A 24702-nucleotide genomic window follows, 5' to 3' on the forward strand; every position below is an offset into this window, starting at 1 on the left:
ACACCCCACGGAACAGGTGATCTCGATGTCGTCCTTCGCGGACATCTCCCGGCTGGTCCGTCCGAACAGGGTCGCGGTGGTCGGCGCCTCCGACCGGCCCGGCTCCTTCGGACGCTCGACGTACCACAACGTCCGCAACAACTCCTCGATCCCCGGCGGCACCTTCCCGGTCAACCCGGCCTACGACACCGTCCTGGGTGACCGGGCCTACCCGTCCGTGTCGGCGATCCCCGGCGAGCCCGTCGACGTGGCGATCGTCCTCGTGGCCGCCGGCGCGGTGCTCGACGTCGTCAAGGACTGCGCGGCGGCCGGAACCCGGCACGTCATGGTGCTCAGCTCCGGATTCTCCGAGACCGACGACTCGGGCGCCGACCTCCAGCGGGGGATCGTCGAGACCGCTCGCGCGGCCGGCATGCGGGTGTACGGCCCCAACTCCCCGGGACTGTCCAACAACGCCGACGGGGTGCTGCTGACCATGTCCCCGGTCGCCGGCGACGACGTGAGCCTCGGCCCGGTCGGCCTGGTCACCCAGGGCGGCGGACTGGGCCGCGCGGTCATGCAGTGGCGCGAGCGGGGCCTGGGCATCGGACTGTGGGCGTCCCCCGGCAACGAGGCCGACCTGGACGTCGGCGACTTCGTCAACCACATGGTCGACGACGACCGGCTGCGCGTGATCGGCGCGGTGGTCGAGGGGTTCAGTGACGGCGCGAAGTTCATCGCCGCGGCCCGCCGCGCCCAGCAGGCCGGCAAGCCGCTGGTGGTCCTCAAGATCGGCCGCTCCGAGTACGGGCAGAAGACCGCCGCCTCGCACACCGCGTCCATCGCGGGGAACGACGTCGTCGCCGACGCCGTGTTCCGGCAGCACGGCGTGATCCGCGTCGACGACGTCGACGAACTCGCCGAGACGCTGCTGCTGTTCCACAAGGCCCTCGACGCGGACATCACCCGTGCCGGGCAGGTCTGCGTGTACTCCTTCTCCGGCGGCACGGCGTCGCTCGGCGCCGACATGATCGGCGCCGCGGGCCTGCACCTGGCCGAGTTCACCGCGGACACCGCCCGGGCCCTCGTGGAGCGGGCGCCGAGCTTCGGCTTCGTCGACAACCCGGTCGACCTCACCACGAGGGTGTTCACGGACTCCGAGCTGAACCGCGCGGTGTTCCAGCTGATCTGCGACGACCCGAACGTCGGCTCGATCCTGTTCGCGATGCCCGCCGATTACGGCGACAGCACCGTATCGGTGACCACCGACGCGCTGGAGATAGCCGCCGGGCACGACACCCTGCTCATCCCGGTGTGGATGTCGCCGAAGCACGGCGGCGGGTACGACGTGCTCTCCGACGCCGGTTTCGCACCGTACGACGGCCTGAACCGCGCGGTGACCGCCCTGACCCGGGTCGTGGAATGGGCGAAGGTGTCCCTGCCGGCCGCGCCCACGCCCCCGGCGGAGACAGCCGCCGAGCCGCCCGAGGAGTCCCACGCCACCCCTACCGCTCTCGGCTACGACGAGGCCCGCGAACTCCTCGAACGCTACGGCCTGCGCTTCCCCGCCGAGGAGTTCGCCGCCTCCGCGCAGGAGGCCGCCGAGGCCCAGCGCCGCATCGGCCGGCCGGTGGCGATGAAGCTGTCCGCCCAGGGCCTGGTGCACAAGACCGAGGTCGGCGGTGTCGCCCTGCACATCACCTCACCCGAGGAGGCGGCACGCGTCTGGACGACGATGACCGATCCCGGTCGGCTGGCCCCCTTCGGCTTCACGGCCGACGGGGTGTACCTCCAGGAGATGGTGGGCGAGGGTCTCGACGTGCTGGTGGGCGCCCACCACGACGAGGTGTTCGGCCCGGTGCTGACCGTCGGCACCGGCGGCGTCGAGACCGAGATCGAGAAGGACGTCCTGCACCTCGCGATCCCGTTCACCGACGAGCAGTTCACCCGGGCGCTGAGCCCGCTGCGGCTGTGGCGGCGGATGCAGGGGGTGCGCGGCGGACGGGCGGCCGACGCGGCCCAGCTCACCCGCGTGGCGCAGGCGTTCGCGACGATGTTCCTGGCGGAGGCCGGGCGCGTCGCCGAGATCGAGGTCAACCCCCTGCGGATGGTCGTCGGCGAGTCCGGCACCGACTACGTGACCCTGGACGCGGTACTGCTGGCCCGCTGATCAGCCCAGTGAGCGCAGCCCGCCCTGGTCCGTCTCCGGCGGGTCGGTGTGGCGCTGTCCGCGCCGGCCGGACGCCGCGGCGTTCCGGTCGAACAGCCCCTCGAGCCCCGCGCCGTAGCGGGCGCGCATGTCGTCGGCGAAGTCGTGGTACGTGCGCTGCATGAAGATGTCGTGCCGGACGAAACCCTTCACCAGCGCCGCGAGCAGGGTGTCGTCGGTGGCGAAGACGGCTTCCCAGACGTCGCCCTCGGGAGCGAGGGCCCACAAGGAGCCGGCCGAGTCACAGGTGAGTGCCAGGTGCCGTGCCTGGTGGTGCCGGTAGACGGTGCCGTCGGTACTGCTGTGCCGGATGACGGTGCCGTTCTCGAGCGAGAAGGGCGGCTCCCCGAAGCACAGCACGTCGATACGGACGCCGCGCCGGTCGGCCTCGTCGAGGGCGTCGCCGAGGGCGTCGAGGTACGTGCTGTGGCCGGAGACGTACACCCGTTCCCCGGCGCCCGTGATGAGCTGCCGGGCCGCGGCGGCGATCTCGACCCACGAGGTCGCCTCCTGGTACGGCCGCAGGTTCTGCATTCCGGCATCGGCCGGACGCATCCGCGAGATCTCCAGCTCGACCGTGGCCAGCCGCTGACGGAAGGCGGACTCCAGCTCGTTGAGCACACGGGTCGGCGACACGGCGATGAACTTCGCGGGTGTGCTGCTGGTCTGCACCACCGCACCACGCTCCACGAGGCGTACCAGCGTCTCGTAGACCTTGGGCTGCGGGACGTTCGTCTCCTTGGCGACGGCGTAGCCGGTCATCGGCTCCCGCCCGATGAGGCCGGCGTAGGTGCGCGCCTCGTACTGGGAGAACCCGAGTTCCACCAGGGCGTTGATAACCCGGGTGTCGAGCCGGGACGCGTTGACGGGGGCGGAGACCTGCCGGGCCATGGGTGGGGTCCCTTCACACTGTGGACGTGGGGTTGCCGCGTGCGTCGGCCTGCTGGGCCCCAGCATAGCAACGACGGCCACAGTGCCTACCTCAGTAGTGAGTGGCACAGCCGCCTTCGGCCGGGGACCGAGGTCAGGCCCCAGGGGAGGGGCGAGCGGCGGGGTTCACGCCCCAGTCCCGCAGGACCGCCTCGCGGTCGGCGTCGAGGCCGGGCCCGGCCGTCGCGTCGGGTGCGAAACCGTCGAGCGTGAACGGCATCGACACCGTCCGCAGCCCGTCGCTCAGCGTGGTCAGATAGTTGTTCGCCGTGACCTGTTCGTCGTCCAGGACGTCCCCGAGACGGTTCACGGGAGCACACCACACACCGTGTGCGCGCAGCCGTTCGAGCCAGTGGCCGGCCGGGCGGGTGGCGAAGTGCCGGTCCAGTTCGACGCGCATATCGTGCGTGTTGGCCAGCATGTCGGCGTACGTGGCGAAGCGCGGGTCGGCGACCAGGTGCTCGATCCCCGCACCGGCCACGAACGCGTCCCACGCCCGGGCATTGACCGCGGCCACGGCGATCCACCTGCCGTCACCGGCCCGGTACTGGTTCAGGAGCGCGTTGCGCGGGTCGGTGCGCGGCCTGCCCGTGGTCGAGGCGCCCTCGGTGTTGGCCACCGAACCGACCAGACCCATCTGCGTCCACAGCGCGCTCTGCAGGAGGGACCCGGTCACGGTCTCGCCGCGGCCGGTCCGGGCGCGGCGCAGCAGCGCGGCCAGTACACCGCTGAACAGATAGGTGCCGGTGATCACGTCGTTCAGCGCGCCGGGCGGGGCGAACGGCTGCTCCGGGTCGGGAGACAGGGCGAACAGCATTCCGGCGTACGCCATGCCCGTCATGTCCTGTGTGAGGTCGTTGGCCCGGGGTCCGCCGGGACCGAGCCCGGAGCCGCGGGCGTATACCAGCCGGGGGTTCACGGCATGCAGGGAGTCCGCGTCGATGCCCAGCTTGGTGACGGTCGTGGGGCTCATATTGGTGACGAAGACGTCGGCCTGCTCGATCATCCGGTCGAAGGTTCCCCGGTCGTCCGAGGAACCGAGGTCCAGGGCTATGGAGCGCTTGTTCCTGTTGAAGGTGGAGTAGGAGATGCTGGTCCCGCTGGTCCCGCTGCCGGCGGTGGGGGCCGTGTGCGAGCGCGTGGGGTCGCCGTTGACGCTCTCCACCTTCACGACGTCGGCTCCGAGGTCGGCGAGGAGCATGCCGGTCACCGGCCCCGCCATCCAGATCGTCATGTCGACGACGCGCAGGCCGGCCAGGGGCGGCTCGCCTGCCAGGTCGGGGGAGGAGTCCATCCGTTCGCCGGACACGCCAGTTCCACCTCGCAGTCACTACGTGGGTAGGTGCCATGAGCGTAACCGTGGGTCGCCGCTCCAAGTCAAGCTGTCTGCCTGCAACTTTCGCCTCCGCGGGACCGGCTGCGTGTATCTTTGGCCTCACTAATGACGGCGAAACGAACGGATGGGCAGTGCGGTGAAGGCTGGCGGTGACGCTGTGGTCGGGAAGCCCGGTTCCGAGTCGGAGGAGTCGGCCGCGACCGGGCGCGCGCGCTCCGTCTCCGAGCCGATGCAGCTGACTCTGCAGGCGGCCGCGCAGATCAGGGGCCTGATCATCGAGGGGGCCCTGCTGCCGGGGCAGAAGATCCGTCAGGTCGAGCTGGCCGAGCAGATCGGGGTCTCCCGCAGCCCGCTCCGCGAGGCGCTGCGCACGCTCGAGTCCGAGGGCGTCGTCACCTACGAGACCAACCGCGGCTATGTCGTGGCCCGTCTCGAGCCGTCGGACCTCGCCGAGATCTACCGGATGCGCGAGCTGCTGGAAGGGGAACTGCTCCGCTCGATCGCCAAGCCCGACAAGGCGACGCTGGACGCACTCGCGCGGTACAACGACGAGATGATCGCGGCCGTAGGGCAGGGCGAGATCGCGGCGGTTCTCCGGGCCAACCGCGACTTCCACTTCACGATCTTCGAACTGTCGCCGTTGAACCAGTTCAAGCGCGAGATCCAGCGGCTGTGGCAGCTGTCCGAGGGCTATCTCGCGTGGTGGTGGCGACTGCCGCACGTGACCACCCGGATCAGCCAGGAGCACAAGCAGATCATCAAGGCGTTGCGCAAGTACGACCGCGAGGCCCTCGTCGAGCTGTTCGACGCGCACCGTGTCGGCGGCCACGAGAGTTCCATGCTCCTGCGGGGTCGTTCCTGACCTGTGCGTGCGCCGGAGCCCGGGCGTAGGTGCGCCCGGGCTCGCGCATGCCTGCCGACGTGATCGCTGCCGCGCCGCGGGTGTACCGCGGCGAGCGGCGGTGACGCCCGATTCCCCTCGCCCCGCAGCAGGCCCGGCGTGCCACGCGGCGCCCTGTGGTCAGGGCTGCCACGCGCTGCCGCCGGCCGCCCCCCATGCCGGAGTGCGCCCTCGCGCCGCCACGGAGGTCTTCCTGCATGCCAAAGTGTCGGCTAGAATGCATACATATTTGCCGACGCCGTGTGTCTGTACCGGCCGCCGGGTGAGGGCGAGGAAACGCTCGCCGCACGGCACGGACGTCGACGCGGGGCCGACGACCCCGGACCTCCGACCCCTGCCATGACGGCGGGTTACCTCTGCTTCCAGCTTCAACACTCTGGAGACGAACGCAGTGACCGCACCGAAGATTGCCGCCGCTCCCCTCAAGCACCCTGACCGTTTCTACATCGGCGGCGCCTGGGTGAAGCCGTCGACCAGTGACCTCATCGACGTCGTCCAGCCGGCCACCGAGGAGGTCTACCTCCAGGTCGCCGAGGCCAAGCCCGAGGACGTCGGCCGCGCCGTGGACGCGGCGCGCCACGCGTTCGACGAGGGCCCGTGGCCTTACCTGCGCCCCGCCGAGCGGGCCGAGTACCTCCGCGCCATCGCCGAAGGGCTGCGCAAGCGGCAGTCCGAGATCGCGTACACCTGGGCGTCCGAGATGGGCATCCTGCACGGTGACGCCGTGGTCCGCGGGGCCAGGATCGCGGGGATCTACGACTTCTACGCAAGCCTCGCCGACGACTTCGAGTGGATCGAGCGGCACACCCCGGCAGGTGGTGGCCACGGCTGGCTCGCCCGCGAACCGGTCGGTGTCGTCGGCGCGATCGTGCCGTGGAACGCCGCGATCGTCGCCCTGTCGTTCAAGCTCGCCCCGGCGCTCATCGCGGGCTGCTCCATCGTCCTGAAGTCCTCACCGGAGTCGCCGTCGGCCGGCTACCTCCTCGCCGAGATCGCCGAGGAGGTGGGCCTGCCCGCCGGAGTCGTCAACGTCGTCACCGCGCATCGGGCCGCGTCCGAGACGCTGGTGGCCAACCCGGGTGTCGACAAGGTGAGTTTCACCGGCTCGACAGCGGCCGGCAAGCGCATCGCCGCCCTGTGCGCCGACCGCGTCGCCCGGGTCAACCTGGAACTCGGCGGCAAGTCGGCCGCGCTGGTCCTGGACGACTACGACCTGGAGAAGGCGGCCGCCTCCCTCGCGGACTCGACCATGGAACTGACCGGTCAGGTGTGCTCCGCCCTGACCCGTGTCATCGTCAGCAAGCACCGGCACGACGAACTCGTCGAGGCGCTCAGCGCCGAGTTCGCCAAGGTCAGGGTCGGGGACCCGTTCGACTCCGAGAGCGACATGGGACCTGTCGCCGCGCGGCGGCAGCGGGACACCATCGAGCGACTGATCGGCAAGGGACTCGAGGAGGGCGCGCAGCTCGCCGTGGGAGGCCACCGGCCGGCCGGACTCGACAAGGGCTGGTTCATCGAGCCGACGCTCCTCGGCCATGTGGACAACCACTCGACCATCGCCCGCAACGAGGTCTTCGGCCCCGTTCTGAGCGTCATCCCGGCCGAGAACGAGGAAGACCAGATCCGCGTCGCCAACGACAGCCCCTACGGTCTGAACAGCGCGGTGTTCACCGACGACGAGAACCGCGCCTGGCAGTTCGCCCGGCGCATCCGCTCGGGGACGGTCGGCCACAACGCCCATCGCAACTCGCACGCCTTCGCGTTCGGCGGCTTCAAGCAGTCGGGAATCGGCCGGGAGGGCGGCCGCGAAGGCCTCATGCCGTACCTGGAGCCCAAGGCGATCATCCTGGATCGCGAACCCACGGACGCCCCCTGACCACACTGCCCTGCCCCAGGGGCCGCCGACCCCGGGGCGGCTCTCCCGGTCGCTCTCACCCGGCGCGAGAACGTCCGCGCCCACCTGTCCGTGTCCGACCGGCGGCGCACCGACGACCTCGCTGCCGGTACCGATAGGAGTCGACATGCATGTGATCGAAACCGCGAAGATTCCGTGGAGCCTCGTCAGCAAGGCCAACCGGCCCGGCCGGGTGCACCGCAAGCTCGTGCACGAGGGGGAGGTGTCGCCGGGCGTCGGGTACACCGCGGACCTCGTGCGCTACGAGGGCGGGCACGGCACGTTCACCGCCCCGCGGCACAAGCACAATTTCGACCAGATCCGCTACACCGTCAGCGGGCAGCCCGACTTCGGTCATTTCCAGGTGTCCGCGCAAGGGCAGTCGGTGTTCTTCCCGGCCGGCGCCGCGTACGGCCCGGAGACGATCGAGGAGGCGGAGATCCTGCTGATCCAGTGGGGCGAGCACTGGGTCTCCCGGGCCCAGCACGACGAGACCTACGCGCAGATGCAGAAGACGGGCGAGTTCCGGGACGGCTACTACATCACCGTCGACGCGGACGGCGAGGAACATCGCGCCGACGGCCGCAACGCGGTGTGGGAGACCTTCAACCAGCGCGAGCTCGTCTATCCCACGCCTCGCTACCCGCAGCCCGTGATCATGGAACCGGAGGGTTTCGCCTGGCGCCCGATCGGCGGGGGCGTCTCGGCCAAGACCCTCGGCCGCTTCACCGAGGACGATGTCTACGTCGCCAACTACGCGTGGGACACGGCCGATGGGGTCCTGGACCTCACCGCCGAGCGCACGCAACTGCTCTGGATCATCGACGGCCGGCTGACCGTCGACGGCGTGGTCTACGAGCCGGGAACCGTCATCTTCTCCGAGTTCGGGGAGAAGACGGCGCTCGCCGGCACCGCGGACGCGCACGCGGTGGTGTTCGGCCTGCCCCTGCCCGATCCTGCCGCGGTCGCCTGAGTTCCGGTCAGGCCACAGCGGCGGCCCGCAGCCCCCGGACTCCGGTGGGCTGCGGGCCGTGGCCTTCCGGCCGGGGCCGACCCCGGCCGGCAGGACGGCCGCCACGCGCGCTCAGTCGACCGAAGTGATCTCCGCGATCAGCGACTTGGTGCGTGCGATGCCCTGGTCGAGGAACTGGGTGTCGGCACCGACCGCGATGAACCGGGCGCCCCTGCGCACCCACAGGCGGGCCGATGCCTCGGCCGCGGCGAAGATGCCGAACGGGAACGAGTGCCGCTCGCATGCCGACGCCACTGTGTCGATGGCGGCTTTGACCGCCGGGTGGCCGAGATCGTGCAAGTGCCCCATCGATGCCGCGAGATCGGCCGGTCCGACCATGATCCCGTCCAGTCCGGGCGTCTCCAGGATGGCGTCGATGCCGGAGACCGCGTCCACGTGCTCGATCATCACGAAGGCGGCGATCTCCTGGTCGGCCCGTGCGAGGTACTCCGCACGGCCGCCGTCGAGGCGGGCCGCCCGGCGCGGCCCGAACCCGCGTACTCCGGCCGGGGGATAGCGCGTCGCGCTCACCGCCGCGGCGCACTGAGCGGCGTCGTGCACACCGGGAACGATCACGCCCTCGGCCCCCAGATCGAGTATCTGGCCGATCAGCACGGCGTCGTTCGCGGTGGGGCGGACGAACACCGTCGACGCGGAAGCCCGCAGTGCGACGAGCATGGTCTGGAGCACGTCGACCGAGATCGGGGCGTGCTCCATGTCGATCAGAACGAAGTCGAAGTCGCCCGCGCCGATGGCCTCCGTGACGAAGGCGTCGGGGATGGTGAGCGACACGCCCAGGGCCGGCCGGCCCGACGCCATCCGCATCTTGGTTCGGTTGTCCCGCACGAGGCACCTCTCTGTGAACGCACTTATGCATGCATATTGCTGGGTGACGCAGGTACTACTTGACGCTGATCTCCCGCCACCATACTGTAAATGTATGCAAAAATGAACACTGCGTGGAGGGCGGGAATCCTTCCGTGCGGCGTTGACCAGCACGTTTCCCACACGGAGGCGAGTGGACTTCGATGAGCAGAGGAAGTGACTCGGACCGACTCCTCGGCCGGGCTGCGATCGTCACGGGTGGCGCACGGGGCATCGGCGCGGCCATGGCGAGGTGCTTCGTGGGCGCCGGCGCGAGCGTCCTGATCGCCGACGTCCTGGACTCCGAAGGAGCCGCACTGGCCGACGAACTGGGGGAGCCGGCCCGCTACCTTCACGTGGACGTCCGCGAGCGGAGCCACTGGGACGGCGCCGTCTCGCTCTGCCAGGAGGCGTTCGGGCTGCGGCCGACGGTGCTGGTCCACAACGCGGGCGTGATGACGCCGGGGACGGTGGCCTCCGTCGACGCGGAGTCGGTGGGCCTGGCCGTCGGCGTCAACGTGCTCGGACCGATCATCGGCACCCAGGCCTGTCTGCCCGGGATGATCGAAGCCGGCGGCGGCTCGGTGGTGGTGGTGTCGTCCATCGCCTCGATGTCCGTGGGTCCGGGATTCATCCCCTACGCGGTCAGCAAGGCCGGCAACGCCGCGTACGCGCGGGCGGCGGCCCGGGAGCTGGGGGAGCACGGCATCCGGGTCAACTCGCTGCACCCGGGCGGAGTCGAGACGCCGATGAACTCCGGGCCCGGCTTCGCCGCCTTGGACAAGGACGCCTGGTTCGGCCGGATGACCATCCCGCGGATCGGCCGGCCGGACGAGATCGCCGCGGCGGCACTGTTCCTGGCGTCCGACGACTCCAGCTACATCACCGGCACGCAGCTCGTCGTCGACGGCGGCCAGCTGCTGGGGCCCAGAAGCGCCTGGAAGTCCTGACGCGCCCTGGCCCCTGCGGGACGCCCCGAACAGCCAGCACATCGAGAGATCGGCGATGACCAGATGACGACACTGACCAGCGACGACGTCAAGATCGAGGACCCGGACTTCTACTTCGAGGACCGGCAGGAGGTCTACTCGCGGCTGCATGCCGAGCACCCGGTCTTCTACTACGAGCCGCTCGACCTGTTCGTCCTCTCGAAGCACGAAGACATCCGGGAGGCCGCTCGTACCCCGGAGATCTTCAGCTCCAGCCGCGGGCTGCACCTGCATCAGCTTCGGCTGGAACCGGAAGAGGCCGAGGCGTACGCCACCCTGTACGGCCCCGGGGAGCAGTTCGCCTACGCGGACCCGCCACGCCACGGTCAACTGCGCGGTGTCGCCTCCCGCAGTTTCGCACCACGGGCCCTCGCCTCCTTGCGTGACCACGTGCAGCGGCAGGCCGACACGCTGGTCGGCGGCGTCGTACCGGGCGAGCCGTTCGACTTCGTCGAGACCATCGCGGCGAGGCTGCCCATCAAGGTCGCCGAGGACTTCATCGGGCTGCCGTCCGGTCACGACGAGAAGATCCGGGGGTGGAGCGACGCGCTGGAGTCCCTGAAGCTCATCCACGGAGCGGAGAACATCCGCGAGGCCGTACGGCAGTTCCAGGAGATGAACGCGTTCTTCCGCGCTCAGTTCGAGGTCAAGCGTGCCCGGCCCGGCGAGGACCTGATCTCGACGCTGCTGGCGGCGGAGTTGGACGGCCGGCCGCTGACGGAGAGCACCCTGCTCATCTACTGCGGCCTCTTCCTCGCCGGCGGCAGTGACACGACCCGCTCGCTGCTGGCCGGCATGGCCCTGGCGCTCGCCGAACACCCCGGGCAGACGGAGCTGCTGCGGGCCGAACCGCAGCTGCTGGGCGGTGCGATCGAGGAGTCGTTGCGGTGGACGACACCTGCGCGCGGCTTCCTGCGTACGGTGACGCACGACACCGAGGTGCGCGGCGTCACCATCAAGGAAGGCCAGCGGGTCTATCTGCTGTTCGACGCCGGGAACCGCGACCCCGAGGTGTTCGAGGACCCCTGGACCTACGACATCCGGCGGCCGAACGCCGCCGCCCATCTGTCGTTCGGCTATGGCCCGCACCTCTGCATCGCCGCCCATCTGGCCCGCCTCGAGACACGCCTGTTCTACGAGGCACTGCTCTCCCGCTTCTCGGTGATCGAGAAGGCGGGCGAGCCTCGTGAGATCCGTCAGCTGCTGCGCAACGGCTGGTACGAGCTGCCGTTGGTCCTCCGGTGAGCACCGCGCGCGGAGCGGCGGACGCGTGACCCAGAACGGTCAGGCCTGACCAGTTCCAAGTTCCAACAAAAGGAGGTCCGATGACCTACGTGGTGACGTCGGCCTGTGTCGACGTGAAGGACAGAAGCTGCATCGCGGTGTGTCCGGTCGACTGCATATACGAGGGCGGACGGATGATGTACATCCATCCGGACGAATGCATCGAGTGCGGCGCCTGCGAGGAGGCGTGCCCGATGTCCGCGATCCTGTACTCGGAGGACCTGAGCGACGACAACCACGCGTTCCTGAGCGCGAACGCGTCGTTCTTCGACAGCATCGGGTCGCCCAGGGGCGCCAAGAAGTTCGGCCCGTCCACCCATGACGCGGACATCGTCGCCGGGACCGGGGCCCAGGGCGAGGACCGATGAGCGGGACCGCCTTTCGCGTGGCCGTCGTGGGTTCCGGGCCCTCGGGCGCGTATGTCGCCCAGGAGCTCTCCGAACAGGCCGGCCTGGACGCCGTCGTCGATGTCTACGAGCGACTGCCCGTGCCGTTCGGGCTGGTGCGCTACGGCGTCGCCCCGGACCACCAGCGGATCAAGTCGATCGTCGGCTCGCTCGCGGAGATATTCGCCCACCCGCGCGTGCGCTTCCTCGGAAACGTACGGGTGGGTACTGACATCACGTTCGACGAGCTGCGGCAGCGTTACGACGCCGTCGTGGTCGCCTGCGGGGCGAGCGCGGACCGCCACCTGTCGATCCCGGGCGAGGACCTGCCGGGGGTGGCTTCGGCGACCGACTTCGTCGCCTGGTACAGCGGACACCCCGACGCCGCGGTGGACCGCTTCGCGCTGACGGCCGAGACCGCCGTGATCATCGGGGTGGGCAACGTGGCCCTGGACGTGGCCCGGATGCTCTGCCGCACCCCTGACGAACTGCGCCGCACCGACGTGCCCCAACACGTCGTCGACGTGCTGGCGGCCAGCACGGTCCGCGAGATCCTCGTCGTGGGGCGCCGCGGTCCGGCCCACGCCAAGTTCAGCAGCAAGGAGCTGGGCGAACTCCGGGAGTTGTCCGGTACGGAGGTCCTGGCCGACCCGGACGACCTGGCGGACGACCAGGCCGCCGCCGGCTCCGCGCAGGAGAGTCCGTCCACGCGTCGGATGCTGGCGACGCTGCGTGGATACGCCGCCGGCACACCGACGGGAGCGCACCGCCGAACCGTGCGCTTCGCCTTTTTCCGCACCCCGGTCGCGTTCGTGGGCGAGGACTCCGCCCGCGGTCTGCGGGTGATCCGCCGTGGTCCGGGGCAGGCGGAGGCCGACGAGGTGCTTCCCGCGCAGTTCTTCGTCCGCTCGGTGGGCTATCGGGGCCTGCCCCTGCCCGGCCTGCCGTTCCAGCCGGACACCGGCACCGTCCCGCATGCCGAGGGCCGGGTCATGGACGGCACCGGAGAACTCGCCGGCGTGTATGCCGCGGGCTGGATCAAGCGAGGGCCGAGCGGCGTCATCGGCACGAACAAGCAGGACGCCGTCGCGACTGTCGCCGCGATCACACAGGATCGGGCGCGGACCACGAAGCCGCCTCGTCGGGGATATGAGGATCCCCTCCTCCTGCTTCGGGAACGCGGCGTCGATGTCGTGGAGTGGTCCGCGTGGCAGCGCATCGACGCCGCGGAGGAGATCGCGGGGCGGCCGCTGGGCCGAGGGCGGGTCAAGCTGCACGAACGCGGCAGGATGCTCGCCGTCGCATCGGCCCAAAACTGATACAGTTCTGAATGCAAAAATGTCTGCAAAAGTGTCTCGCAAAATGAAGGGCTATGGCATGTCTCTGACCACCGTGGACGCCCGTTCCGCGCTTCTCGTCGTCGATCTTCAGGAAGGCACAGTGGGTCTGCCGACCGTGCATCCGGCCTCGGAGGTCGTGGATCGCGCGGCCGAGCTGGCCGCCGTCTTCCGCTCGTACGCGCTGCCGGTCGTCCTGATCAACGTCGCGGGCGGCGCCCCGGGCCGCAATGAGCTGCCCAAGTCCAGGGCGGCTCCCGCGCCGAACTGGACGGATCTCGTTCCGCAGCTGAAGGCCGAGGCCGGCGACCACGTCGTCACCAAGAAGACCTGGGACGCCTTCCCCGGCACGGACCTGGACAGCTACCTGCGGTCGCAGAACGTGACCCAGGTCGTCCTCACCGGAATCGCGACGAGCATCGGCGTCGAGTCCACCGCGCGATCGGCGTACGCGCTCGGATACCACGTGACCCTGGCGACCGACGCGATGACCGACCTCGACCCCGAGGCGCACACCAACGCCGTCGAGCGCGTCTTCCCGAAGCTGGGAGAGACCGGGACCGCCGCGGAGATCATCGGCCTGGTGAAGAGCTCCCGCTGAAGTCGTCCCGGCCTTCCCCGGGGCCGGTACGCGGTCGTTCGCGGCATGCCGCCGGCGACGCGTATCGTGTGGTGCCCTGGGCCGGCGCCGGAGGGCCGCCCGGGGGAGGGAGGGCCCGTGGAGCAGGCCACCAGCACGCGAGCGGACGCACCTGGCAGGATCGGGAGGCCCCGCGCCACCTCTCGCACCGACCTGGAACGCATCGGCTTCGAGCTGTTCTCCTCCCAGGGGTTCGACAGCACGACGGTGGACGACATCGCCGGCGCCGCCGGCATCGGGCGCCGTACCTTCTTCCGCTATTTCGGTTCGAAGAACGACCTGGTCTGGGGCGACTTCGAGAACCAGCTGGCGGGCCTGCGCACACTGCTCGACGCCGTCGACCCGGACGTCCCCTTCGCCGATGCGCTGCGTGAGGCGGTCGTCGAGTTCAACCGGTTCGACCCCGAGGAAGTGCCCTGGCATCGGCAACGGATGCAGCTCATCCTCACCGTGCCGACCCTCCAGGCCGACGCCACCCTGCGGTACAACGCGTGGCGTGCCATCGTGACCGAGTTCGTGGCGACACGCACCGGCCTGTCGGCGTCCGATCTGCTGCCGCGGCTCGTCGGCTACGCCTCCCTGGCCGCCGCCATCGCCGCCTACGAGCACTGGCTCGCCGACGAACGGCAACTCCTCACGCCGCTGATCGACGCGACGTTCCGTCAACTGGCCGGCGGGTGGGACTCGTTGATCCATCTCCCAGGCTGATCCGCCGGCCACGGGCCGTGGCGGAGCGGTGCGGTGTCACGCAGGCACCCGGCGTGCGGTGGGTGCGGCGCACGCCGGTGGCGGTTTCCGGCAGCCGGGAACATCAGGGCACCTCGCGGCGCATGGCGTCCGCGACCACCTCGCCCACCAGGACGGCAGTGGCGGCGGGACCGCGCAGGGGAGCGTCAGGGAGGATCGAGGTATCGGCGACGCGTAGCGCGCGGACGCCGTGAAGACGTCCGTACTGGTCGACGGCGGCACGGCCGGGGTCGTCGGCGCTCCCCATCGGCACTGTGCCACAGGTGTGCTGTGCGGTACCGAGGTTGTCGGCGACCCACCGGTCGAGCGCCCTGTCCGCCGCCAGCACGTCAGGGGCCGGCCCGGCCCGTCCGGCGGCGAGATCCGCCATGGGCGGTGACGCCAGCAGCGCGGCCGCGGCGCGCACGCCCTCGCGCAGCCGGCGTCGGTCCTCCGGTGTGCTGAGGTATCCGTAGTGGATGCGCGGCGGCGTCGCGGGATCGGAGGCGACCAGACTCAGCCGGCCGGTACGCCGCGGTGCCTGCGCGGCGACCAGGAACGGCAGCGGTTCCCCCGGCGCGCCGGTCCGGCCGCTGGTCAACCCCCTCATCGGCACGAGGGACTGGAGTATCTCCAGGTCGCCGGGACCGTCGCGGCCGCCGGACTCGCCGACGCCCGAGGCCAGATGCAGGCATCCGCCGAGCCAGGATTCCCGCGGCGCGGGTGGGTCGTGGCGGAGCGTCCAGTCGAGGACCACCTGAGGATGGTCGCTCAGACGCGCACCGACAGCGGGCGTGTCGCGGACCACGGGTATGCCGAGCCGCTCCAGGTCGGCGCGTGGGCCGATGCCCGACAGAAGCAGCAACTGGGGGGAGCCGATGGCCCCGGCGCTCAGCACGACCTCGCCCGCGCGGACGAGTGTGCCGTCGACGAGCACCACGCCGACGGCGCGGCCGTGTGCCACCGCGACCCGGACGACGTGACTTCCGCCTCGTACGGTGAGATTGGGCCGGGCACGGACCTTCGGCGGCAGGTAGTTCAGGGCGGTGTTGCGGCGTACGCCGTCCACGGAGTTGGTCGGTACCGGTCCGAAGCCGGGCGCCGCGTCGAGGTCGTTCTTGTCCGGCTCCAGGGCGTATCCGCAGGTGTGCGCCGCGTCGCGGAAAGCCCTGGCCGCGGGGTGGTCCGTCCGCACGCGCCGGACCCGCACGGGGCCCTGACCGCCGTGCAGGGGCCCGGCGCCGAGGTCGAGGTCGTTCTCCAGCGCGCGCAGGAAGGGCAGGACCCGGTCGTAGGCCCAGGCAGGGTTGCCCAGGGCGGACCAGCGGTCGAAGTCCTGGCGGCGGGCGCGCACGAAGTACCCGCCGTTGACGGTGGTGGAACCGCCGAGCACCCGGCCGCGAGGCACCGCCCACGGACGCTCGGGGGTGAGGTGGACGGGGTGGACGCAGGTGCCGGGGTGATCCGGCTGAGCGCCGGGGACCAGCCGTGCGTCGAGCAGCCGGCGGCCGAACTCCTCCTCGGTCGCGGGGGACGAGCCCGCCTCCAGCAGCAGGACGGTGCGGTCGGGATCCTCGCTCAGGCGGGCGGCCAGCACCGCGCCCGCGGCGCCCGCGCCGACCACGAGCACATCGTGAGGTGCGCCGGACGAGAGTGCCGAACTCACGGGAGAGGCCTGGGGCGGACGAGCAGGCGGATCTCTGTCATGGCTCAGGGATCAAAGCCGAGTCCCGGCACGAGCGCAAGCCCCCGGACCGCCCACAGCGATGCGCCGCAGCCCGCGGCGGTGCCGGACATCGGCCCGGCTCGCGGGAAGTTCACGCAGGCCGGAGACGTGTCGCCGGCGCAGCGACCGCACCCTCGGTTGCAGTTGCACGCCGACGCCTTCCTTTTGGCACCACGTGCCGTTACTCTCCTGGCTACAAGCAGGGAGCCGCCCGCTGTTCGCCTTCGGCCCGGCACGTGAACGGACCGTGACGCGCGCCCGTTGCCGCCCGCCGATTCCGACGGCGGTTGCCCTTCCTTTCCGCTCCGCCCCAACACGCTCCGGCACCAGTCCGCCGGAGCCAAGCTCCGGGAGGACCGCATGAACGAGTTCGACACCCTTCCCGCCGACGAGCAGGCCGCCGAGGTCGAGCCCGAGGCACTGGTCGAGACGGACACGCTGATCGAGGAGGTCTCGATCGACGGCATGTGCGGCGTCTACTAGGCCGCCGGGAAGACCCATGAACCCGATCGATTCCCCGATCGACCTGGACCGCGCCTGGGACCTGCACCCGCAGGTCTCGGTGCGGCCCGAACCCTTCGGCGCACTGCTCTACCACTTCGGCACCCGCAAGCTCACCTTCCTCAAGGACCCCCGGCTGCTCGCCACCGTCCAGGGCCTGGCCACGGCGCCCACGGCGCGGGCCGCCTGCTCGGCCGCCGAGGTCAGGGACAGCGAACTGCCCGGCTTCGGGCGAGCGCTGGCCGCGCTGGCCCGCTCCTCGATGGTCGTCGAAAGGAGCACGTCATGACTGCCCGAGCACCCCGGCCGACGGTGGCACCGGCGCGGCCGGCCGGGGGCCGCCTGGTCGATCTCTTCGAATACGGCCTGGACGCCCCCATCTGCCTGACCTGGGAGCTGACCTACGCCTGCAACCTGTCCTGCACCCACTGCCTGTCCAGCTCGGGGCGGCGTGACCCGCGGGAGCTGACCACCGCCGAGGCCAAGGCCGTCATCGACGAGCTGGAGGCCATGCAGGTCTTCTACGTGAACATCGGCGGCGGCGAGCCCACCGTCCGCGCCGACTTCTTCGAGCTCCTCGACTACGCCACCGCCCACCACGTCGGCGTCAAGTTCTCCACCAACGGGGTACGGATCACTCCCGAGGTGGCCCGTCGCCTGGCCGCCAACGACTACGTGGACGTCCAGATCTCCCTCGACGGGGCAACCCCCGAGGTCAACGACGCGGTGCGCGGAGCGGGTTCGTACGACACCGCGCTGCGCGCCATGCGGAACCTCGCCGACGCCGGGATGAAGAACTTCAAGCTCTCCGTGGTCTGCACCCGCCACAACATCCCGCAGATGGACGAGTTCAAGGCCATCGCCGACCGCTACGGCGCACAGCTCCGGCTCACCCGGCTGCGCCCCTCCGGGCGCGGCGCGGATGTGTGGGACGAACTGCACCCCACCCAGGCCCAGCAGCGTGAGCTGTACGACTGGCTGGTGGCCCACGGAGACCAGGTCCTGACCGGTGACTCGTTCTTCCACCTGTCCGCCTACGGCCAGGCCCTGCCGGGCCTGAACCTGTGCGGCGCCGGCCGGGTGGTCTGTCTGATCGACCCGGTCGGCGACGTCTACGCCTGCCCGTTCGCGATCCATGACGAGTTCCTGGCAGGCAACGTGCGCGCGGACGGCGGCTTCGCCCGCGTGTGGCGCGAGTCCGAGCTGTTCCTCGGCCTGCGGGAGCCGCAGACAGGCGGGGCGTGCGCCTCCTGTTCCTTCTACGACACCTGCAAGGGCGGCTGCATGGCCGCCAAGTTCTTCACCGGTCTGCCGTTGGACGGCCCCGATCCCGAGTGCGTCCGTGGCTACGGGGAGCAGCTGCTCGCGCAGCGCCCCGAAGGGCGCGGTCACCTTCCCAAGCCCTCCGCCGACCACACCCATCGCACCGCACCCGCGGGGCGCCGAGGCCCGGTCGACCTGGTGCTGACCCGCCGCCGGGAGGCCGACCGGCCGCCGGTCAGCGCCTGTGCCGAGGACCCGCTGGCCGGACTGAGCCTCACATGACGCCGTGTCTCACGGTGTCCGTGGTACCCGCGCCTGCCGTCCGGCAGATCCCGTCCGTATAACAGTCCTTTGCAAGGGAGAGTCGCCGCATGGGCAGGAATCCCTGGTTCGAGACGGTCGCGGAAGCCCAGCGCCGCGCCAAGAAGTACCTCCCCAGCACCGTGTACGACGCCCTCGTGGCCGGCTCGGAACGGGGCCGGACCATCGACGACAACCTGGGGGCCTTCGCCGAACTGGGCTTCGCGCCCCGGGTCGCGGGCCACTACGCCGAGCGTGATCTGACCACCACCGTGCTGGGCGTGGAGACGTCCATGCCGGTGGTGATCTCACCGACCGGCGTCCAGGCCGTCCACCCCGACGGCGAGGTCGCCGTGGCCCGTGCGGCGGCGAACCGCGGGGTGATCATGGGACTGAGCTCGTTCGCCTCCAAACCGGTGGAGGAGGTCACCGCGGCCAACGCGAACACCTTCTACCAGATGTACTGGACCGGCACCCGCGAGAGCATGAGCCGGCGCATGGAACGGGCCCGCGCCGCCGGCGCGAAGGCCCTGATCGCCACCCTCGACTGGTCCTTCTCCGTCGGCCGGGACTGGGGCAGCCCGGAGATCCCGGAATCGATCAACCTCAAGACGGCGATGAAGCTCGCGCCCGACGTGGTCACCCGGCCACGCTGGCTGTGGTCCTTCGCCAGAACCGGCCGGATACCCGACCTGACGGCCCCGAACCTCCAACCGCCGGGCGGCAGCGCCCCCACCTTCTTCGGCGCCTACTACGAGTGGATGCAGACCCCTCCGCCCACCTGGGACGACGTCAAGTGGATGCGCGAGGAGTGGGGCGGGCCGTTCCTGCTCAAGGGCGTCACCCGGGTCGACGACGCCAGACGCGCCGTGGACGCCGGCGTCTCCGCGGTCTCCGTCTCCAACCACGGAGGCAACAACCTGGACACCACCCCCGCGACCATCCGGATCCTGCCCTCCGTCGTGGAGGCCGTCGGCAGCGACATCGAGGTACTCCTCGACGGGGGTGTCCGCCGCGGCGGCGACGTGGCCAAGGCGCTGGCCCTCGGCGCCCGGGCCGTCCTGATCGGCCGCGCCTACCTGTGGGGCCTCGGCGCCAACGGCCAGGCCGGTGTGGAGAACGTACTGGACCTGCTGCGCGGCGGGCTCGACTCCGCCGTCCTGGGACTGGGCCGGGCCTCGGTCCACGAGCTGTGCCCCGACGACCTGGTCATCCCCGAGGGCTTCACCCGCACTCTCGGCGCAAGCGGCTGACATGCCAGGTCAGGGCGGCCGCGGAGAGAACGAGTTGGGGCGAGCGGTGTGGCCGGAGATCACCGGTGCGCCGCTGGTGGTCGTCGCCGTCGGATCGACCGAACAGCACGGACCACACCTGCCGCTGGACACCGACACCGTCGTGGCCACCGCGGTGGCCCGTGCGGCCGTCCAACGGCTCACGGACCGGGACCGGACAGAAGAGTGCTCCGGCGCACGGGTGCTGCTGGCACCCGCACTCGCCTTCGGCGCGAGCGGTGAGCACGCCCACTTTCCCGGCACCGTGTCCATCGGTCACGAGGCACTGCGGACGGTGCTGATCGAGATGGTGCGGTCGCTGTCGCTGTGGGCCGGCCGGTGCGTGTTCGTCAACGGTCACGGCGGCAACGTGGCCACCCTCGACGCGGCTGTGGCCCAGCTGCGGGCCGAGGGACACGACACCGCGTGGCTCGGCTGCGGTGTCCCCGGCGGAGACGCGCACGCCGGGCGCACCGAGACGTCGCTCATGCTCCACCTCGTCCCCGACGCCGTACGTCTCGACGCCGCCGTCCCCGGAGACACCCGACCGATCGTCCAGCTCATGCCGGAGCTGACGGCGCGCGGAGTCCGGGCCGTCGCACCGAACGGCGTCCTCGGCGACCCGACCGGCGCCACCGCGCAGGAGGGCCGTGCCCTGCTGCGCGCCCTGGCGGACAGCGCCGCCCGGCGCATCCAGGCCTGGCGCCCCGACCCGCGCGGGCGACTGGGCGAGCCCCCGGCGTCCGCGCGGACGCCGGCCGCGGCCCGGCGGACGGCCGCGCACGGCCCGGCACCAGCGGCCCCCGGCACCCGCGCCGCCCCGAACGACTCCGCCCGAGAACGGCTGTCTCCATGACCCTCCCCAACGGTTTCACCGTGACCCTCGACCGCGGCACCCGGGTCCTCGACGGCGGCGGGGCCCTGCTGGGCGGACAGCCCACCCGGCTGCTGCGGCTGACCCCGCGGGCCCGGGCCATGCTGGCCGGCCGCAGCCTGTGCGTGCGGGACGCGGCGAGCGCGTTCCTGGCGGACCGACTGCTGTCGAACGGCATGGCCAACCCCCAGCTCACCGCGGTGGCCGACCCCGCCCCGACGGGGGAGAGCGCGCCCTCGTGCACGTATGTCATCCCGGTACGGGACCGGCCCGTGCAACTGGGGCGCCTGCTCGCCTGCATACCGTCCGGCAGCCCGGTCATCGTCGTCGACGACGCCTCGCTCGCCCCGGAACGGGTGGCCGCCGTGGCCGCAGAACACGGCGCACGCCTGCTGACGTTGCCCGTCAACGTCGGCCCGGCCGGCGCGCGCAATGCCGGACTGCGTCAGGTGACGACCTCGCACGTCGTCTTCGTGGACTCCGACATCGTGCTGCCCGCCGAGACCGTACCCGTACTGATGCGGCACTTCGCCGACCCGTCCGTCGCCATGGCCGTCCCCCGCATCACGGCGCTGACCGCGGACTCCGCCGACGGCTGGATCAGCCGTTACGAACACGCCCGTTCCTCCCTCGACCTCGGCACACACCCCGCATCGGTGCGCCCCGGCAGTCCCGTCTCGTGGGTGCCCAGCGCCTGCCTGGTGGCACACGTCGGGACCCTGCTGGACATCGGTGGCTTCGACGAGTCCCTGCGGGTCGGCGAGGACGTCGACCTGTGCTGGCGGCTGACCGAGAGCGGGCGCCGTATCCGCTACGAGCCCGCCGTGCAGGCCGCCCACGAGCATCGGGCGCACGTCGTCGACTGGTTCCGGCGCAAGGCCGACTACGGCACCGGCGCCCACCCCCTCGCCGTACGCCACCCCCGCGACACCGCCACGGCCGTGCTCGCACCCTGGAGCGCGGCCCTGGTGGTCACGGTCGCGGCGCAGCGCCGCTGGTCCCTGCCGGTGGCCGCGGCCCTGTGGACGACGGCGACCCTGCGCGTCGCGCGCACCCTCGACGGCACCGCACACCCGCTGCGCGAGGCCGCCCGGCTGACCGGCGGCGGAGCCGTCAACGCCCTCGCTCAGGGCGGCGCGTTGCTCACCCGGCACTGGTGGCCGGCCACGGCGGCCGGATGCCTGGTCTCCCGTCGGGTCCGCCGCGCCGCCGCGGTGGCGGCCGTCGCGGACGTGGCCCTGGAGTACCGGAGCCGCAGCACCGGCGGACTCGGCCCCCTGCGCTACGCCGTCGCCCGCCGCCTCGACGACCTTGCCTACGGCACCGGAGTCTGGCTCTCCGCCGTCAGAGGCCGCTCCACCGCGGCCCTGCGTCCCCGCATCGTGGTACGCGCCCGCCGGCCGGGACGGTGATGCCCGCACCCGGGCCCGGGAACACCGCGGCTGCCGAGGCCGACGTCGAGTCCCTCGCGACCACGGGGACTTGTTCAAGGGGTGAGTGGCCATGTCCGGTTCGATGCTGACGGTGAGTGTTCCCGACGGAGCCGCACGCGCCGCGCTCGGTGCGCTGCCGGGTGATGTCCGGGTGATCGTGTGGGACGGCATCGGTGAGATCCCGGCCCATGGCGACGAGATCGCATTCTTCGTCGGCCGCTTCGCCACGCGGCCGAGCCGAGAGACGCTGGAGTCCCTTCCCCGGCTCCGGGTCGTGCAGCTGGTCTCGTCGGGAGTCGATGCGTGGCTCTCCGTGGTGCCCGAGGGCGTCCTGCTGTGCAACGGGCGTGGCGTACACGGGCGATCGACCGCGGAGCTCGCGGTGGGCGGGATGATCACGATGCTGCGGGGCATCGTTCCGTTCGCCATGGCGCAGCGCGACCACCGCTGGGAGCAGCGGTTCACCGAGGGACTGGACGGCCGGCGCGTGCTGGTCATCGGCGCGGGCGACATCGGGACGCGCATCGCCACCGCTGTCCGGGTGTTCGGCGCCGAGGTCACGGTCGTCGCCCGGCGCCCGCGGCCGGGTGTCCATGACGTCGCCGAGCTGCGGCGGCTGCTGCCCGGGCAGGACGTGGTGGCACTCGCGGTGCCGCACACCGACGACACGCACCACCTGGTCGACGCCGGGTTCCTCGCCGCACTGCGCGACGACGCGCTGCTGGTGAACGTCTCACGCGGCGGGGTGGTGGACACCGAGGCGCTCGTCGCCGAAGTGCTCGGCCGGCGGATCCGGGCGTTCCTGGACGTCACCGACCCCGAGCCGCTTCCCGTCGGCCACCCACTGTGGGACGCGCCGAACGTACTCATCACGCCGCACGTCGGCACGATCCGCGGCTGGGAGGAGCGTGCCTACCGGCTCGTGCGCGAACAGATCCTGCGTCTGCGTGACGGGCACGAGCTGGTGAACGAAGTAGCCCAGCGCTTCTGAGCGGACAGGATCAGAACGGGTGGGGGTCGGTGAGGGTCTTGCGGTCGCCACTAATGTATGCAAAATTGCATACCGAAGGTCGCAGTCAAGTGGAGCCGTGCCGGACGGCAGGGAAGGAAGCATGATGCGCGGGAGCGAGGCAGTTGCCGAGGTGTTGCGCCGAGAAGGCGTGGAGAACGTGTTCTGCTTCCCGGCCAACAAGATGATCGACACCGCGGCGGCCGTCGGGATCCGGCCGATCGTCGGGAGGGAGGAGCGCAGCGTCATCAACATGGCCGACGCCTACAGCCGGATCAGCAACGGTCAGCGCATCGGCGTCGCCATGACCCAGCACGGTCCCGGCGCCGAGCACTCCTTCGGAAGTATCGCCCAGGCCTACAGCGACTCCGTGCCCCTGCTGTACCTGCCCAACGGCAATCCGCTCGACGAACTCGGGCTGCGTACGACGTTCGACGCCGTGGACTCCTTCCGTTCGATCACGAAGTGGTCGGCCCGGTTCGAGAGCGCGAGGACGATTCCGGCCCAGCTCCGGCGCGCGTTCCAGCTCATGCGGTCGGGCCGGCCCGGACCGGTGCTGCTCGAACTGCCCCTTGATGTCGCCGAGGAGGAGATCGACGACGCCCTCCTCGCATACGAGCCGCCCCGCCGTCACCTCAGCGCCGCCGATCCGGCGGACGTGGAACGGGCGGTCGCCCTGTTGCTGGACGCCGAGCGGCCGGTGATCCGTGTCGGACAGGGCGTGCTCTGGGCCGACGCGACGGCCGAACTCGTCGAGTTCGCCGAGGCGATCAACGCTCCGGTCGCGACGACCTACATCGCCAAGAGCGCGTTCCCCGAGGACCACCCCCTGTCCATCGGCAGCGGTGGCACGGGCATCAGTCCGGGCATCGCCGAGTTCGTACCGGCCGCCGACCTCGTCTTCAGCATCGGCGCGAGTCTGCTCCACACGCTCGGCTCGTTCCGCGTACCGGCCGGCAAGACGATCGTCCAGGCGACCAACGACCCGGACGATCTGTCGTTGCAGTACCCGATCGCCTGCGGGCTCGTGGGGGACGCGAAGCTGGTGCTCCGTCAGATCACCGCGGAACTCCGCCGTCAACTCCGGTCGCGGAGGCCGGCCAGCGCGAAGACCGACTTCCGTAAGGAGGTCGCGGACTTCAATGCCAAGGCGGCCGCCGAGTGGGAGCCCTACTTCGAGACGAACGACGTCCCGGTCAGTCCGCTCCGCCTGGTGCACGAGATGATCGCCGCGCTGGACCCGGACCGTACGATCATCACCCACGACTCGGGATATCCGCGGGACCATCTCGCCCCGCACTACAGGGCGACCCGGCCGCGTGGGTACCTCGGCTGGGGGAACAGCACGCCACTGGGCTCGTCGCTCGGTCTGGCGCTGGGTGCCAAGGTCGCGGCACCGGACAAGCTCTCCGTCTGCTACCTCGGCGACGCCGCCTTCGGCCAGTGCGGCCTGGAGATCGAGACCGCCGTACGCAACAAGATCCCGGTACTGATCGTCCTGACGAACAACAACGAGATGACCGGGTACGGCGAGCACCAGCCCGTCGCCGACCAGAGGTTCGGGCTCAAGGAGCTCGGCGGCCAGTACGCCGAGATCGGCACGGCACTCGGCGCGAAGGCCTACCGGGTCTCCGATCCCGACGAGGTCGGTCCGGCGCTCCAGAAGGCGATCGCCGAGGTGGACGGCGGCGCGGTGGTGCTGCTGGAAGTGGTGACGTCGGCGTTCCGCCGGCGGATCGCCGGAGCCAGTGCCCTCGCCGACTGAAGAGGGCTCGGGGGCGCCGGGGATCCGCGCGCTCGGGCGCCCTTGCGCGCAAGGAGACACGAGGCAGAGCCGC

Annotated in this window: 22 protein-coding genes; 18 read left to right on the plus strand and 4 right to left on the minus strand. The window is 71.1% G+C overall.

Going from position 1 to position 24702, the window contains the following annotated elements; translation table 11 throughout:
- Positions 1-25 precede the first annotated feature (25 nt).
- The gene (locus ACZ5K7_RS32645; protein ID WP_468918958.1) at positions 26-2149 is read left to right on the plus strand and encodes an acetate--CoA ligase family protein; all 2124 of its coding nucleotides are present in this window, start codon (positions 26-28) and stop codon (positions 2147-2149) included.
- On the opposite strand, the gene ACZ5K7_RS32650 is transcribed toward ACZ5K7_RS32645, so the two are convergent.
- Positions 2150-3079 carry a TrmB family transcriptional regulator gene (locus tag ACZ5K7_RS32650; RefSeq protein ID WP_351702032.1) on the minus strand — a complete coding sequence of 310 codons (930 nt, stop codon included), beginning with the start codon at positions 3077-3079 and terminating at the stop codon, positions 2150-2152. It lies immediately after the preceding gene.
- A gap of 133 nt (positions 3080-3212) precedes the next feature.
- Positions 3213-4427: a CaiB/BaiF CoA transferase family protein gene (locus ACZ5K7_RS32655; protein WP_468918962.1), complete on the minus strand. Its 1215-nt coding sequence runs from the start codon at positions 4425-4427 to the stop codon at positions 3213-3215.
- Positions 4428-4611: 184 nt separating this feature from the next.
- Here ACZ5K7_RS32655 and ACZ5K7_RS32660 point away from each other — a divergent pair, with 184 nt between their 5' ends.
- The 3 genes from ACZ5K7_RS32660 to ACZ5K7_RS32670 all read left to right on the plus strand — a co-directional run bounded on the left by ACZ5K7_RS32660 (position 4612) and on the right by ACZ5K7_RS32670 (position 8222).
- Positions 4612-5316 (plus strand): GntR family transcriptional regulator, encoded by a 705-nt coding sequence (locus ACZ5K7_RS32660; RefSeq protein ID WP_351702026.1) that lies wholly within the window; start codon positions 4612-4614, stop codon positions 5314-5316.
- Positions 5317-5746: 430 nt separating this feature from the next.
- Positions 5747-7231: an aldehyde dehydrogenase gene (locus tag ACZ5K7_RS32665; RefSeq protein ID WP_351702023.1), complete on the plus strand. Its 1485-nt coding sequence runs from the start codon at positions 5747-5749 to the stop codon at positions 7229-7231.
- Between the two features lie 145 nt (positions 7232-7376).
- Positions 7377-8222: a hypothetical protein gene (locus ACZ5K7_RS32670; RefSeq protein WP_468918966.1), complete on the plus strand. Its 846-nt coding sequence runs from the start codon at positions 7377-7379 to the stop codon at positions 8220-8222.
- Between the two features lie 111 nt (positions 8223-8333).
- Here ACZ5K7_RS32670 and ACZ5K7_RS32675 read toward each other — a convergent pair whose 3' ends face one another.
- Positions 8334-9107 carry an HpcH/HpaI aldolase family protein gene (locus ACZ5K7_RS32675; protein WP_468918968.1) on the minus strand — a complete coding sequence of 258 codons (774 nt, stop codon included), beginning with the start codon at positions 9105-9107 and terminating at the stop codon, positions 8334-8336.
- Positions 9108-9289: 182 nt separating this feature from the next.
- Between ACZ5K7_RS32675 and ACZ5K7_RS32680 the strand changes: the two genes are divergently transcribed.
- The 6 genes from ACZ5K7_RS32680 to mftR all read left to right on the plus strand — a co-directional run bounded on the left by ACZ5K7_RS32680 (position 9290) and on the right by mftR (position 14469).
- Positions 9290-10075 carry an SDR family NAD(P)-dependent oxidoreductase gene (locus tag ACZ5K7_RS32680; protein WP_468918970.1) on the plus strand — a complete coding sequence of 262 codons (786 nt, stop codon included), beginning with the start codon at positions 9290-9292 and terminating at the stop codon, positions 10073-10075.
- 63 nt (positions 10076-10138) lie between these two features.
- Positions 10139-11359: a cytochrome P450 gene (locus ACZ5K7_RS32685; protein WP_468918973.1), complete on the plus strand. Its 1221-nt coding sequence runs from the start codon at positions 10139-10141 to the stop codon at positions 11357-11359.
- Positions 11360-11439: 80 nt separating this feature from the next.
- Complete coding sequence (gene fdxA / locus ACZ5K7_RS32690) at positions 11440-11766, plus strand: ferredoxin (protein WP_351702008.1); 327 nt, start codon at positions 11440-11442, stop codon at positions 11764-11766.
- Positions 11763-13103, plus strand: a complete 1341-nt coding sequence (locus tag ACZ5K7_RS32695) for an FAD-dependent oxidoreductase (protein WP_468918975.1) — start codon at positions 11763-11765, stop codon at positions 13101-13103. Before fdxA ends, ACZ5K7_RS32695 begins: the two co-directional genes overlap by 4 nt.
- Positions 13104-13161: 58 nt before the next feature.
- Positions 13162-13722: a cysteine hydrolase family protein gene (locus ACZ5K7_RS32700; protein ID WP_468918978.1), complete on the plus strand. Its 561-nt coding sequence runs from the start codon at positions 13162-13164 to the stop codon at positions 13720-13722.
- Positions 13723-13839: 117 nt separating this feature from the next.
- A complete protein-coding gene (mftR, locus tag ACZ5K7_RS32705; protein ID WP_351701999.1) occupies positions 13840-14469 on the plus strand; it encodes a mycofactocin system transcriptional regulator in 630 nt (209 codons plus the stop codon).
- A gap of 103 nt (positions 14470-14572) precedes the next feature.
- Here mftR and mftG read toward each other — a convergent pair whose 3' ends face one another.
- Positions 14573-16153 (minus strand): mycofactocin dehydrogenase MftG, encoded by a 1581-nt coding sequence (gene mftG, locus ACZ5K7_RS32710; protein WP_468918982.1) that lies wholly within the window; start codon positions 16151-16153, stop codon positions 14573-14575.
- Positions 16154-16573: 420 nt separating this feature from the next.
- Between mftG and mftA the strand changes: the two genes are divergently transcribed.
- From mftA to ACZ5K7_RS32750, 8 genes are all read left to right on the plus strand, one after another.
- On the plus strand, positions 16574-16696 hold the full coding sequence (mftA, locus tag ACZ5K7_RS32715; protein ID WP_351701993.1) for a mycofactocin precursor MftA: 123 nt from the start codon (positions 16574-16576) through the stop codon (positions 16694-16696).
- Positions 16697-16712: 16 nt separating this feature from the next.
- Positions 16713-17003 (plus strand): mycofactocin biosynthesis chaperone MftB, encoded by a 291-nt coding sequence (gene mftB / locus ACZ5K7_RS32720; RefSeq protein WP_351701990.1) that lies wholly within the window; start codon positions 16713-16715, stop codon positions 17001-17003.
- Positions 17000-18259: a mycofactocin radical SAM maturase gene (gene mftC / locus ACZ5K7_RS32725; RefSeq protein ID WP_468918987.1), complete on the plus strand. Its 1260-nt coding sequence runs from the start codon at positions 17000-17002 to the stop codon at positions 18257-18259. The genes mftB and mftC overlap by 4 nt, the downstream gene beginning before the upstream one ends.
- An 89-nt stretch (positions 18260-18348) precedes the next feature.
- The gene (gene mftD / locus ACZ5K7_RS32730) at positions 18349-19530 is read left to right on the plus strand and encodes a pre-mycofactocin synthase MftD (protein WP_468918990.1); all 1182 of its coding nucleotides are present in this window, start codon (positions 18349-18351) and stop codon (positions 19528-19530) included.
- A gap of 1 nt (position 19531) precedes the next feature.
- Positions 19532-20404, plus strand: a complete 873-nt coding sequence (gene mftE, locus ACZ5K7_RS32735; RefSeq protein WP_450972724.1) for a mycofactocin biosynthesis peptidyl-dipeptidase MftE — start codon at positions 19532-19534, stop codon at positions 20402-20404.
- The gene (mftF, locus tag ACZ5K7_RS32740; RefSeq protein ID WP_468918993.1) at positions 20401-21834 is read left to right on the plus strand and encodes a mycofactocin biosynthesis glycosyltransferase MftF; all 1434 of its coding nucleotides are present in this window, start codon (positions 20401-20403) and stop codon (positions 21832-21834) included. Before mftE ends, mftF begins: the two co-directional genes overlap by 4 nt.
- Before the next feature lie 91 nt (positions 21835-21925).
- Positions 21926-22846, plus strand: coding sequence for a 2-hydroxyacid dehydrogenase (locus ACZ5K7_RS32745; RefSeq protein ID WP_468918995.1), 921 nt, complete (start codon positions 21926-21928; stop codon positions 22844-22846).
- Between the two features lie 121 nt (positions 22847-22967).
- Positions 22968-24629, plus strand: a complete 1662-nt coding sequence (locus ACZ5K7_RS32750) for a thiamine pyrophosphate-requiring protein (protein WP_468918996.1) — start codon at positions 22968-22970, stop codon at positions 24627-24629.
- Positions 24630-24702: the final 73 nt, after the last annotated feature.

It is taken from the genome of Streptomyces sp. NPDC031497 (assembly GCF_055580905.1).